The organism is Streptomyces sp. NPDC050704 (assembly GCF_040654355.1).
GTDB lineage: Bacteria > Actinomycetota > Actinomycetes > Streptomycetales > Streptomycetaceae > Streptomyces.
In genome coordinates, this window is record NZ_JBFAHW010000058.1 from 54,541 (window position 1) to 66,562 (window position 12,022).

A 12,022-nucleotide genomic window follows, 5' to 3' on the forward strand; every position below is an offset into this window, starting at 1 on the left:
TCAGGCTCCTGACCTCAGGCTCCTGACCCCGGGTTCCTGACTCACACCCCCAGAGGACTGGCTGATCATGGGCGGATCAGCGCCACGAAGGGATCCGCGAAGGGATCACCAGCTGCCGGTCGAGACGACCAGCTTCGTCGACCGGCGGGACGAACTGGTCGAAAGCAGGCGGCTGTTGGCCACCGCACGGCTGGTCACCCTGACCGGCCCCGGCGGCGTCGGCAAGACCCGCCTGGCCGGGCGGATCGCCGCACGCGTCGCGCGTGCCTTCCCGGACGGCGTGCGTTTCGTGCACCTCGCCGGGCTGCACGACCCCGCGCTCGTACCGCTCGCCGCGGCCGACGCGCTCGGCCTGTACGACCACTCCGAACAGCCGCCCCTCGACGCGCTGGTCGAGCAGGTACGCGACCGCCGGCTCCTCCTGGTCGTCGACAACTGCGAGCATCTGCTGTCCGCCTGCGCGGAGTTGGCGTCCGCGCTGCTGCACGGCACGGCAGGCGTCCGCGTCCTCGCCACCAGCCGCCACCGCCTGGGCCTGACGGAGGAACACCTCCTGGACGTACGCCCGCTGCCCGTGCCCGACCCGGACTCGGATCTCTCCGCGGCCGCCGGTTACCCGGCGCTTGCCCTCTTCGCCGACCGCGCCGCCGCCGTGGTCCCCGGCTTCGAGCTCACCCCCGACAACCGGGCCGGCGTGGCCCGCCTGTGCCGCCGCCTCGACGGCCTCCCCCTCGCCATCGAGCTGGCGGCCGTACGTATGCGCGTCCTCGGCGTCGACCAGCTGGTGGCCCGCCTCGACGACCGCTACCGCCTGCTCACCACCGGCAGCCCCGCCGTCCTGCCCCGCCACCAGACGCTGCGCGCGGCGGTCGACTGGAGCCACGAACTCTGCACGGAGACCGAGCAGTTGGTGTGGGCCCGGGCTTCGGTGTTCGCGGGCGGCTTCGACCTGGAGGCGGCGGAGGCGGTCTGCGCGGACGGGGGCGCGGATGGGGTGGGCGAGGGCGAGGGCGCGGGTGCGGAGGACGGAAGAGTGGGCGTGGGAGAGGGCGTACACCCTCAGGACGTGCTGGAAGCCGTCGCCGGGCTCGTCGACAAGTCAGTGCTCTGCCGCGAGGGCGGAGCCGGCGCCGTCCGGTACCGGCTGCTGGACACCCTGCGGCACTACGGGCTGGAGAAGCTGCGACAGGAGCCCGGAGCGGAGGCGGCCGCCCGGCGTCGGCAGCGGGACTGGTTCCAGGAGGTGGCCGCGGAGTCCGAGCGGGCGTGGTTCGGGCCGGGGCAGCGGGAGATCGTCGCCCGGCTGCGCGCCGACCAGGACAACCTGCGGGCCGCCCTGGAGTTCAGCCTCACCGTGCCCGGGGAGGCGCGGGCCGGGCTCCGGCTCGCCGGGACCCTGTGGTTCTACTGGCACGCGTGCGGAGCGCCGCGCGAGGGCCGGTACTGGGTGGACCGCGCGCTCGACGCGTATCCCGAGCCGACCCGGGAGCGGGCCAGGGCGCTCTGGGTCGCCGGGCTGCTCGCCGGATGTCCGGAGGACCTCACCCGCGGCCGGCACCGTGCCGAGGACGCCCGCGCACTCGCCCGCCGCCTGGGCGAGCCGGCCGAAGTCGCCCACGCCGAGTACCTGCTCGGCCTGATGGTTCTGTTCGGAGACGACGTTCCGGGCGCCCTGGAGCACTTCGAGGCCGCCGTCGCCCGCGAGCCCGTCCAGGGCCAGCTCCCCAGCCTCACCGTCCTCGACCAGGTCGAACTCGCCGCCAGCCTCGCCTTCCTGGGCCACACCGACCGCGCCGTCCGGGTCTGCGAGGACGCCTACCGCGTCTGCGAGGCGCACGGCGAGGAGTGGGTCCGCTCGTACGTCCTGCGGGTCCTCGCCCTCGCGTACGCCGAGAAGAAGGAGTGGCACCGGGCCGAGCCGCACGCCCGCGAGGCCCTGAGCCGCAAGCTCGCGGTGCACGACGTCATCGGCATCGGCCTCACCCTCGACCTGCTGGTGGTCATCACCGCGGCCCGCGGCGCCCACGAACGCGCCGCCGTGCTGCTCGGCGGCTCCGACCGCGTCTGGGACGGCATCGACAGCAACCGCTTCGGCTCCACGACGTACAACTCGGCCCGCCGGGACAGCGAGCGGCGGGTACGGGAGGCCGTCGGGCCGGGGGATTTCGAGCGGGCGTACCGGCGCGGCGGCGGGCTCGGGCTCACCGAGATCGTCTCGTACGCCCTCCAGGAGTCCGAGCGCCCTGCCGTCCCCCGCCCTCGCCGGGCCGACGGGAACCCGCCTCCGGACTCCGGCCGCGGGGACCTCCAGCTCGCCTCGCTCACCCGCCGGGAGAGCGAGGTCGCCGAACTCGTCGCCGAGGGGCTCGCCAACCAGCAGATCGCCGACCGCCTGGTGATCGCCCGTCGCACCGCGGAGGGCCATGTGGAACGCATCCTCGGCAAGCTCGGCTTCAGCAACCGCAGTCAGATCGCCGCGTGGGTCTCGGCTCGTCGATGAGCCCCGGCCCGCCGGTGAGCTCCGGTCTCCCGGTCTCCCGGTCTCCCGGCCTCCGGCCCTCGGCCCCTTGTCGGCAGGAGACCCCGTCCGTACCCCGTCCACGCACAGACCCGTCCACGCACAGAAGGGGACCCCGTGTCCATCCAATCCGCCCCGCTCCAAGGGGCGTTCGATCACCGTATGGCCGTCTTCGGGTCCGACGACGCGTTCGTCGCCGCCGCCCTCCCCTTCCTCACCGAGGCCCTCGCCGCGCCGGACGAGCCGCCCCCCGTCGCCATCGCCGATCCCGGCAGGCTCGCCCTCCTGCGCGACGCGCTCGGTGGGGACGCCAAGAGTGTCGGGTTCGTCCCGCACGCCGACTGGTACACCGGCTCGGCGGCCAACGCCGTTGCCCGGAGCGCCGGTTACCTCGCCGAGAACGCCGGCCCCGGCGGCCGCGTCCACCTCCTCATGGAGCCGCACTGGGCCGGCCGCGCCGGGCGCTCGGCGCGCGAGACCACCGAGTGGATCCGCTACGAGTCGCTGGCCAACCTCCTGTTCGCGCCGTTCGCGACGACCGCCCTGTGCGCGTACGACACCCGCACCGCGGGCCCCGCCATCGTCGACGCCGCCCGCCGCGCCCACCCGGGCACTGAGGTCTACGAGCAACCGCTGCGGCTCGTCGGCGAGTTGGACTCCGTACCGCTGCCCTTGCCCCCGACCGACGCCGAACGCCTCACCGCACCGGACCCGGGCGCCCTCCGCAGGTGGGCCCGGGCCCACGGACTCGGCACCGCGGACGCGGACCTGTTCGCGACGGCCGTCATCGAGGCGGCGGCCGCTGGGGAGGTGACCTCCGGGGCCGCGACTCCGCTCACCGAGGTCCTCCTGTGGGGCGAGGCGCCCGCCTGCGTCTGCGAACTGCGCGTCCCCGACCGCATCGCCGACCCGCTCGCGGGCTTCGTACCGCCCCACGCCGGGCGTCCGGCGTCCGGCCAGGGGCTGTGGTTCACCCGCCAGGTCTGCGCGTACGTCGACATCCGGGACGGCGCGGCGGAGGGCGGGGTGGACGGCGGCTCGGTGATCCGGATCCAGTACGGCTGAGGCGCGGCGGACGACAGCTGCCCACACGTACTCCCGAGCGGGTACGCCCGACACGTACCGCCTATACGTACACATGTATTCAGGTACGCGTACAGGTAGTCCTCCCCGTGCACGGGGCGCGCGGAGGACCGACCCTGTACGCATGCTGGAACTCTCCGGGGGCCACCTCCCGGACCCCCACGCCGCATACGCCTGCTACCCCCAACCACCTTTGGGGGCCGGGTACTTGAGCGTCGAGTACGAGCCCCGCCCCGCCGTGGTGGCCGAAGCCCGCGCGGAGGTCCGCAGGCAGCTGGAGGGCTGGGGCCTCGCGGAGCAGAGCGAGACGACGGCGCTTTTGGTCAGCGAACTCGTCACCAACGCCGTGGTGCACGCGGCGAGCCGCCTGCGCCTCACCCTCTCGGCCGCGCACGGCTTCCTGCGCTGCGAGGTCTCCGACGCCGGCCGCCGGCCGCCGCGGGTGCTCAGGGCGGGGGTCTCGGAGAGCGGCCGCGGAATGTTCCTGGTGGACGCACTCGCCGAGCGCTGGGGCTGTCACCAGGACGGGCCGGGCAAGACCGTCTGGTTCGAGATCGGCACGTGCGGGTCCGACGGCTGTGGTCGGCGACAGCCGTAGCCCGCGAGTTCCGGATGGTTCGTTGTCCACCCGGAATCACAGCCGGGGCCCCGGCGGCACGCCCAGCCGCCGGGGCCCGCTTCCCCGTCGGGTCCGTGCCGGGTTCCTTCACCGCACGCCCCCTTGTGCCCCCGCTCTCTTTGCGCTTTCTTGATCGGCATGGCGGACACCAGTGGGAACGCGGAAACCACAGGCAGCAAGGCGGCGACGGCGGAGGGCGTCTCAGGTCCCCGTAAATCCAGTTGGAAGTACATCGGCCCCGGCATCGTGGTCGCCGCGACGGGCGTCGGCGCCGGCGACCTCGTGGCCACCCTCATCGCCGGCTCGAACTTCGGCTACACCCTCCTGTGGGCCGCCGTCATCGGCTGTGTCGTCAAGATCTCCCTCGCCGAGGCGGCCGGCCGCTGGCACCTGTCCACCGGCCGCACCCTCTTCGACGGCTGGGCGAGCCTGGGCCGCTGGACGTCGTGGTTCTTCGTCGTATACGTCGTGATCTGGGGCTACGTCTACGGCGCGGCGGCCATGTCCTCGTCGGGCCTGCCCCTCCAGGCGCTCTTCCCGGACGTGATGGACCTCAAGTGGTGGGCCATCCTGACCGGTCTGGTCGGCCTGGTCTTCGTCTGGTTCAACCAGTACGCGGTCTTCGAGAAGGTCATGACGGTCCTGGTGGGCGTCATGTTCGTGGTCACCGTCTACCTGGCGATCCGCGTCACCCCGAACCTGGGCGACGCCTTCGCGGGCCTGCTCCCGGTCCTGCCCGACGAGAAGGACTCGGTCCTCAACACCCTGGGCCTGATCGGCGGGGTCGGCGGCACCATCACGCTCGCCGCGTACGGCTACTGGGTCAACGCGAAGGGCTGGACGAACACCGGCTGGATGAAGGTGATGCGCTTCGACAACCGCGTCGCGTACGCCACCACCGGCATCTTCGTCGTCGCCATGCTCTTCGTCGGCGCGGAACTCCTGCACTCCGCCAATGTGGCCATCGCGAGCGGCGACAAGGGCCTGATCCAGCTCGGCGACATCCTGGAGGACGAGTACGGCACGGCGACCGCCAAGTTCTTCCTGATCGGCTTCTTCGCCACGTCCTTCACCTCGCTCATCGGCGTCTGGCACGGAGTGAGCCTGATGTTCGCGGACTTCGTGGAGCGCTACCGCAAGGACCGGGCCGGCCGGGAGGAGGCCGCGTCCGGCGAGGAGGTCGCGTCGGGCGCCCGCGAGAAGTCCTGGCCCTTCCGGGCGTACCTCCTGTGGCTGACGTTCCCGCCGATGATCCTCCTCTTCGAGGGCCAGCCCTTCCGCCTGATCATCCTCTACGGAGTGCTGGGCGCCGCCTTCCTCCCCTTCCTCGCCCTCACCCTGGTCTGGCTCCTCAACTCCTCCCGCACTCCCGCCGAATGGCGCAGCGGCCTCCTGAGCAACGCCATGCTGACCATCGCGGGCCTGCTCTTCGTCGTCCTGTGCGTGAAGCAGATCTGGGACCAGCCGTGGTCGGAGTTCTTCTGACCTGATCGGGAGTAGGGGCACCGCGGTTCATCGTGGCTAGCGGTCGGGGGCGGGTGGTTGCCGTCGTTTCACTCGGCCTGGGCTGCGAGGCTGTCGATTAACAGGTCGAGGAGTCTTCTGGCGCGCGCTCCTGAGTCCTCGGGTCCGGTGGTGCCGAGCAGGGCGCAGAGCGCGACGGTCACGTCCATGGCGTCGAGGTCGCCGCGGATGCTGCCGTCTCGCGTCCCGTCGGCCAGGAACGCGGCGACGACCGTCGTGACGCCAGTGGTGGCCGCAGCGGTGAACGGGGTCGCGGACTGCCAGGAGGCGCGCAGGGTGTCCATCATGCCCCGCGTGGCGAGCATGAACGAGGCGAACTCCTCCACCCAGGTCCGCAGCGAGGCGAGCGCGTCCCGGTCGCGGGTGCGGTCGCGCACGCGTGCGGTGAGCTCTTCGATCTTGCTCTGATAGACGGCTAGCGCCAACTCCTCCCGGGTGGGGAAGTGACGGTAGAGCGTGGCGGCGCCGACCCCCGCCGCTCGGGCGATCTGGTTCATGGAGACGGCTTCGCCCGCGAAGTCGGCATGGGCGAACGCCTCTCTCGCCGCCGCGAGGATCGCCTCCCGGTTACGCGTGCGGTCGGCCCGCTCACGGCGGACCGAAGGGAACTCACTAGCCAAGTGGAACGCACTCCTATTATGATGCGAACGAAACGGAACGCCATCCGTTTCGCTCATCGTAGGCCAGGGCGCATGAAGGTCAACACCGCCGTCGCCAACGCCGGGAGCGTCGACCTGGCGCGCGAGGCGGCAAAGAAGGGATCAGCCATGACCCCCACTCCAATCAGTAGGACCGCAACGAGGAACGCCGGGCTGGCGCTGATCGTCGCCGCGATCCTCTTCTTCCTCGGCGAAGCGATCACCGCGGCCGCGTGGCCGCATGGATCGTACAGCTACATGGGAGACGTCATCAGTGACCTCGGAGCGACGAGCCGCGCGAAAACGAACGACGGGAAGTGGATCCACTCGCCCGCAGGGTGGGTCATCAACGCGGCATGGGTGATCAATGGCGCGCTCACCTTCACGGCCGCCATCGTCCTGCGCCGGCATCCTCGCGCGTCGCGGCTGAGCAGGTGGGTGTTCGGGCTGGCGGTCGCCTACGGCTTCGGCCTCTGCGTCGTCGCCATCTTCCACAACGCCCCCACCTGGATGCTCCCCTACCACACCGTCGGCGCGATGATCGGCATGGGCGGCGGCAACGCCGCCCTGATCCTCGTGGGGCTGCTCCTTCGTGCGGAGAAGGCCCCCTCGGTGACGTCACGGTTCTTCATCGTCGCCGGAATAATCGGATTCATCAGCCTGCTCCTCACCTTCGCTGCTCCGGAGGGCTACATCGGACTGATCGAGCGCTGCGCCGCGTACTCCGTCCTCATCGCACAGATCGTCGGCGGTGCAAACATCTGCCGCAACGCCAAGCAACTTTCTGCACGCCACTCGGTCCGGTCCACCGCCCCGGCTCTCGGCTGAGCGGATACGAAGGGCGCTGCGCCGAACGGCTTCTCGCCGTTCGGCGCTGCGCCATCGCCATACCTCGCCCTGATTGGGCCCGCATCCCGATGCAGGGCGCCCTGGGAGCACAGACGAGCGGCGACCGCGCCTGACCGGACGGCCGGAGTCGGTGCCTCGGGGCGAGGGGCGGCAGCGGCAGCGGCTCAGGCGAACTCCTTCCAGGCGGCATCCATGATCACCGCGCGATTGCGTATGCGGTCGGCCGCTCGCAGCCGCGGCGGACCAACATCGTTCGACAAATGGAACGCGATCCTTTTACGCTTGAGCTTAAATCGGAACGCAATCCGTTTCTCTCATTGCAAGCCTGGAGGCACCATGGACACCAAGACCGTAGTCATCACCGGCGGGAATGCCGGCCTGGGGTACCAGTGCGCGAAGAGCGTCGCCCTCAGCGACCCGGACTACCACGTGGTGCTCGCCTGCCGGAGCTCGGCGCGGGGCGAGGCGGCAGCCGAGGCGCTGCAGGCGGAGACGAACCACTCGAACATCACGGTCATGGAACTGGACCTGGCCTCACTGGCCTCGGTACGTGCCTTCTGCGACACCTTCTCTCGTGCGGATCTGCCGCCGCTGTACGGCGTGGTCTGCAACGCCGGCATCAGCGCGGCCGGCGTGCCAGGCGTGCCGCGCACCGCAGACGGCTTCGAGACGATCTTCGCCGTGAATCACCTGGGGCACTTCCTGCTGGCCAACCTCCTGCTGAACCAGATGGGCGACAGCGGACGCTTCGTCTTCGTCACCAGCGACCTGCACAACCCGCCACCCTTCTTCCCCGTGAAGGTGACCTATAGCAACGCGGCCGCGCTCGCCACCGGCCGCGGCCCGGGAATGCGGGCGTACTGCACGTCGAAACTGTGCAACCTCTACTGCACCTACGAGATGGCCAGGCTGCTGTCCGATCAGACCGACCGGCCCATCACCGTCAACGCCTTCAACCCCGGCGCCATGTCCGACACCGGCTTCGCCGCACCCACCGGGAACGCTCTCGTGCGCGGCGCGACGAGAGCCTTCGGCGCCGTGATGGGCAAGCTGATCGGGAAGCAGGGCACCTCCACAGCATCCGGCGCCGCGCTCGCGAAGCTCATCACCGACCCCGCCCTGGCCACCACAACCGGCACCTACATCGACCGAGGAGCGCAGGCACCGTCATCGCCTCTCTCCCACGACCGCGACAACGCCAGGGAACTCTGGCAGGCCAGCATGAACATGACCGGGCTGCGCGAGTCCGACACCATCTTTCACTGACCGAGCGGGACGGCTACGGACTGAAGAGGTGATCGTGTCCCGCCCCATCGCGTCCTGACCCGCTCCCAGCTGAACTGGCTGCGCTGGATGGGCCGGCCTACCGGCCAGGTCATCCGCCGCTACGAGCGAGAGCGCCCCGGCGAACTGATCCATGTCGACATCAAGAAGCTCGGCAACATCCCCGACGGTGGCGGACATCGGATCATGCCCCGCCAGCACGCCGTCGGCAATCGGCAGGCCACAACCAGCGCGCGCAAGGGCGGCAGTCCCATAATCGGCTACAGCTTCGTCCACACAGCCGTCGACGACCACTCCCGGCTCGCTTACAGCGAGGTGCTGACCTACGAGCGCAAAGAGACCGCCGCCTCCTTCCGGAAGCGTGCGAACACCTTCTTCACCGCCCACGGCATCACTGTGATGCCACACCGCACTCGACGGGCAGCCGCCCATCAGCCGCGTCAACAACGCTGCGGGTCAATACACCTAGGGCTGCGGCACCCCCTCGGACTCCGGTGACCCCTGGGGCTCCGGCTGGAACTTCTTCCACTCCTCGCTGGTGGCGATCGCCTTCAGCTGCTCGATCGTGAGCGCCGGGGTCTCGCGGGTCGCCGCGGTGTTCTGGGCACCGGAGTTGAAGGCGCTGATCACCACGCGCAGGCCGCCGGGCCGGATGGTGTCCGCGGTCCACATGACGACCCCGGCACCGCCCTTCTCGCCGGGCCCCTGCTGGGTGGCGACCTTCGTGCCGTCGGGCAGGACCTCGGCGTCGGCGCCGAACAGCTGGTCCTCGACGTCCCTCATGTCGGGCTGCACATTGATCTGGACGAGACTCCTACCCTTGCCGTCGTCGAGGACGAGGTAGGCGTACTCGGTGTCCTGGCCGCCCCTGTCGACCACCTTGACGCCCTCGGGGCGCAGCAGCCCGACGAGTGTCCGCTCGATCGCCGGGCCACTGGGGCTCGGCGGGATGCTGCTGTGCGTTTCCGGGACCTGCTCGTCCTTGGACTCGCCACCGGTGGTGCCGGCGCCGTCCTCGCCGGTCGGGGTCGAGGTCGGAGTCGGGGTCGTGGACGCGGCTGGGGCCGGCGTGGTCGGCCCGGTGGCCACGGACTGCTTCCGGCTGTCGTCGCCGCTCCCGGGCAGGAGCAGCGTCCCGCCGATGGCGACGAGGGCGATGCCGGCCACACCGCCCACCATGGCGGCCCGGCGGCGTAGCCGCAGTCCGCGGCCTCGCGCCGCGCCCGCGGTCACCAGGGCGTGCCGGTCGGTCTCGTAGGCGCCGCCGGCCTCGCGCAGGGCGTCGGCGAACCGGTTCTCGAAGGGGTCGTCATGGGGTGAGGAGGGATCGAAGGGCATGGCAAACCACCGTTTCTGCGTTCTGCGAGGGGTGTCGGAGGTGGGGCGGCGGCTCAGGGCGTCGCGTACTCGTCGAGACTCTCGCCCAGCAGATCGCGCAGCCTGGTGAGGGCGCGGACGCAGCGGGTGCGTACCGCTGCCGAGCTGGCGTTCATCGCCTCGGCCGTCTCCTCGATGCTGCGGTCCTCCCAGTAGCGCAGGACGACCACCGCCCGGTCCTTGGCGGACAACCGGCCCAGTGCCTCGACCAGCGTCAGCCGCAGCGGCATGTCGGCGTCGGCGGTCCGGGGGTCGAGCACGTCGGGGAACACGTCCGTGGCGCGCTCCTTGCTGCTGCGGCGCCGCCGATGCGCGAGGAAGGTACGGGTGAGGACGGTCTGGGCGTACCCGGCGGGGTTGGCCGCCCGGGAGACCCGGCCCCAGTTGACGTACAGCCGGCCGAGCGTCTCCTGCACCAGGTCCTCGGCGAGATGGGTGTCGCCCCCGGTGAGCAGACAGGCGGAGCGGTAGAGGTGGCCCGCGCGCGCCACCGCGAACTCCTGATAGCCGTCCGCACGGACCTCTCTCATGCGCTCCCCCTGCGTTCCCGGGCTCCCCCGTGCCGCCCTCACTTCATTGATGCGGTGGGCCCCGGGAAATGTTTCATACGGGTTCAGAGGAGGTGGTCGGCCTTGCCTGCGTTGACGTCGCGGATGAAGTCAGGACCGTGGGTGTTGTGGACGTCACGCGGACGCGGCCCATCAACGCGGTGTCCCCTTGGTGCCGATGCCCTTTGCGGTGTCCGTCCCCGTGCCGCACAGTGCGACATCCGTGAGCCGCTGCACGGTCAGCTCCGCCCGGAACAGCTGCTCGTCGTCGGCCGTCTTGCCACTGGCGCTGATGACGACCGAGCGGCGCCCGTCCGCCGTGAAGCCGGTCCTGACCGTGTGGCCGTCGAGGTCGCCCCCGTGGCCCCAGCGGTAGCCGCCGCAGGACAACGGCTGCCGCATCAGCCCGAGCCCGTACCGCAGCCCCGGCATCACCTGAAGGATGTCCTCGTTGGGCACGACGGTCCTGCGCATCTCGGCCAGTTGCGCGGCCGGCAGCAGCCTGCCGGTCAGCAGGGCCGTGTAGAACCGGTCGAGATCGCGCTCGGAGCTGATCAGCGAACCCGCCGCGTCACCCCAGGACATGTTCCGGACAGAGGTGTCGGTCCAGCCGGTGGACCCCGGGAAGCGCTGGTACGTGTGCGCGTACGGCTCCTTGAGATACGGGTCGTCCCCGGGCTCGTACGTGCTCTTCAGGCCCAGCGGCCGGACGATGCGGTCGTGGACCTCCTGGGCCCACGTCCGCCCGGTGGCCTTTTCGATCACCATTCCGGCGAGGATGTAACCGGGGTTGGAGTAGTTCCAGTCCGGCTTCGGGTCGTTGGCGTCGGCGGGCGGGAAGTCGGGCTTGTGCTTCATCGCCCCGGCGATGTTCTGCTCGGGGCTGACATGGTCGAACCTGTGCCGCTCGAAGTCGGCGGCGGTCTCGCCGAAGTCCTCGATGACGTTGTAGTTGTAGATGCCGCTGGTGTGCTGGAGCAGGTTCCTGATGGTGATGTGGCTGCCGTCGTTGCCGTTGCCGGTCACGACGCCCGGCAGCCACTTCTCCACGGTGTCGCCGAGCGACAGCCGCCCTTCGGCGACCAGTTGAAGGACGACCGTGGCCACGAAGGTCTTGGTGACACTGGCGGCACGGAAGTCGGAGTTACGGGCCACCGGGCGCCCGCTGCCGAGCTCGGCCTCACCCGCCGTGGCGTGGACACGGTGGCGCCCTTCCCGCACCTGCACGGAAACGCTGACATAGCCCGCCTCCTCGAGGGTCTTCTCCACTTCACGCTGTAACCGCTGCTTCGTGAGGGAGGCGGGCGTGTCAGGGGAGAGGGAGGGGGCGGCGTTCGCGGGGAGTGCCGTCACGCCCGCGGCCAGTGCTCCGGCCAGCGCGGCCGCCAGGGCCAGTTGCTTGAGTGGCCTCCGGCAGGCTTCTTTTGCTGGTGTATTCATGCCTCAAAAGAATCCCCGGGGTGGTGGCGCCCGGCCAAGGGGGCCCCCCCCCCCCCCCCGGGGGGGTCCCCCCCCAACCCAACCCCGGTACAGGCGGGGCCCCCCACAGAGACACACCCGTTCCCCCCCCCCCCGCCCACTT

General features: G+C 70.8%; 10 protein-coding genes and 1 pseudogene. 7 read left to right on the forward strand and 4 right to left on the reverse strand.

The genetic code is table 11. The annotated features are described in order from the left end of the window. Positions 1-67 precede the first annotated feature (67 nt). The 4 genes from AB0I18_RS30145 to AB0I18_RS30160 all read left to right on the forward strand — a co-directional run bounded on the left by AB0I18_RS30145 (position 68) and on the right by AB0I18_RS30160 (position 5,705). The gene (locus AB0I18_RS30145) at positions 68-2,500 is read left to right on the forward strand and encodes a LuxR C-terminal-related transcriptional regulator (protein ID WP_363108770.1); all 2,433 of its coding nucleotides are present in this window, start codon (positions 68-70) and stop codon (positions 2,498-2,500) included. 135 nt (positions 2,501-2,635) lie between these two features. Continuing rightward, complete coding sequence (locus AB0I18_RS30150; protein WP_363108771.1) at positions 2,636-3,583, forward strand: MEDS domain-containing protein; 948 nt, start codon at positions 2,636-2,638, stop codon at positions 3,581-3,583. A 142-nt stretch (positions 3,584-3,725) separates the two neighbouring features. Continuing rightward, positions 3,726-4,199 (forward strand): ATP-binding protein, encoded by a 474-nt coding sequence (locus AB0I18_RS30155; RefSeq protein ID WP_363108772.1) that lies wholly within the window; start codon positions 3,726-3,728, stop codon positions 4,197-4,199. Positions 4,200-4,358: 159 nt separating this feature from the next. Further along, positions 4,359-5,705 (forward strand): Nramp family divalent metal transporter, encoded by a 1,347-nt coding sequence (locus AB0I18_RS30160; protein WP_363108773.1) that lies wholly within the window; start codon positions 4,359-4,361, stop codon positions 5,703-5,705. A gap of 68 nt (positions 5,706-5,773) precedes the next feature. Here AB0I18_RS30160 and AB0I18_RS30165 read toward each other — a convergent pair whose 3' ends face one another. Next, entirely contained in the window at positions 5,774-6,364 is a 591-nt protein-coding gene (locus AB0I18_RS30165; protein ID WP_363108774.1) for a helix-turn-helix domain-containing protein, read from the reverse strand. Positions 6,365-6,436: 72 nt separating this feature from the next. Here AB0I18_RS30165 and AB0I18_RS30170 point away from each other — a divergent pair, with 72 nt between their 5' ends. The 3 genes and pseudogenes from AB0I18_RS30170 to AB0I18_RS30180 form a co-directional block, all read left to right on the forward strand. Continuing rightward, the gene (locus AB0I18_RS30170) at positions 6,437-7,210 is read left to right on the forward strand and encodes a DUF998 domain-containing protein (protein WP_363108775.1); all 774 of its coding nucleotides are present in this window, start codon (positions 6,437-6,439) and stop codon (positions 7,208-7,210) included. Positions 7,211-7,567: 357 nt separating this feature from the next. Then, on the forward strand, positions 7,568-8,497 hold the full coding sequence (locus tag AB0I18_RS30175) for an SDR family NAD(P)-dependent oxidoreductase (RefSeq protein ID WP_363108776.1): 930 nt from the start codon (positions 7,568-7,570) through the stop codon (positions 8,495-8,497). 45 nt (positions 8,498-8,542) lie between these two features. Next, positions 8,543-8,984: pseudogene (locus tag AB0I18_RS30180) on the forward strand (hypothetical protein); the annotation flags it as partial. Here AB0I18_RS30180 and AB0I18_RS30185 read toward each other — a convergent pair. From AB0I18_RS30185 to AB0I18_RS30195, 3 genes are all read right to left on the reverse strand, one after another. Beyond that, positions 8,981-9,853, reverse strand: a complete 873-nt coding sequence (locus AB0I18_RS30185) for a hypothetical protein (protein ID WP_363108777.1) — start codon at positions 9,851-9,853, stop codon at positions 8,981-8,983. The pseudogene AB0I18_RS30180 and the gene AB0I18_RS30185 sit on opposite strands and share 4 nt — an antisense overlap. A gap of 53 nt (positions 9,854-9,906) precedes the next feature. Next, positions 9,907-10,422 carry a SigE family RNA polymerase sigma factor gene (locus AB0I18_RS30190; protein ID WP_363108778.1) on the reverse strand — a complete coding sequence of 172 codons (516 nt, stop codon included), beginning with the start codon at positions 10,420-10,422 and terminating at the stop codon, positions 9,907-9,909. Positions 10,423-10,593: 171 nt separating this feature from the next. Next, positions 10,594-11,880, reverse strand: coding sequence for a serine hydrolase domain-containing protein (locus AB0I18_RS30195; RefSeq protein WP_363108779.1), 1,287 nt, complete (start codon positions 11,878-11,880; stop codon positions 10,594-10,596). Between the last annotated feature and the right edge of the window lie 142 nt (positions 11,881-12,022).

What these genes read in the sequence shown, in the direction of transcription:
- AB0I18_RS30190 (WP_363108778.1), bottom strand. Translation starts at nt 10,422, where the DNA reads ATGAGAGAGGTCCGTGCGGACGGCTATCAGGAGTTCGCGGTGGCGCGC.
- AB0I18_RS30185 (WP_363108777.1), bottom strand. Translation starts at nt 9,853, where the DNA reads ATGCCCTTCGATCCCTCCTCACCCCATGACGACCCCTTCGAGAACCGG.
- AB0I18_RS30195 (WP_363108779.1), bottom strand. Translation starts at nt 11,880, where the DNA reads ATGAATACACCAGCAAAAGAAGCCTGCCGGAGGCCACTCAAGCAACTG.
- AB0I18_RS30170 (WP_363108775.1), top strand. Translation starts at nt 6,437, where the DNA reads ATGAAGGTCAACACCGCCGTCGCCAACGCCGGGAGCGTCGACCTGGCG.
- AB0I18_RS30175 (WP_363108776.1), top strand. Translation starts at nt 7,568, where the DNA reads ATGGACACCAAGACCGTAGTCATCACCGGCGGGAATGCCGGCCTGGGG.
- AB0I18_RS30145 (WP_363108770.1), top strand. Translation starts at nt 68, where the DNA reads ATGGGCGGATCAGCGCCACGAAGGGATCCGCGAAGGGATCACCAGCTG.
- AB0I18_RS30160 (WP_363108773.1), top strand. Translation starts at nt 4,359, where the DNA reads ATGGCGGACACCAGTGGGAACGCGGAAACCACAGGCAGCAAGGCGGCG.
- AB0I18_RS30155 (WP_363108772.1), top strand. Translation starts at nt 3,726, where the DNA reads ATGCTGGAACTCTCCGGGGGCCACCTCCCGGACCCCCACGCCGCATAC.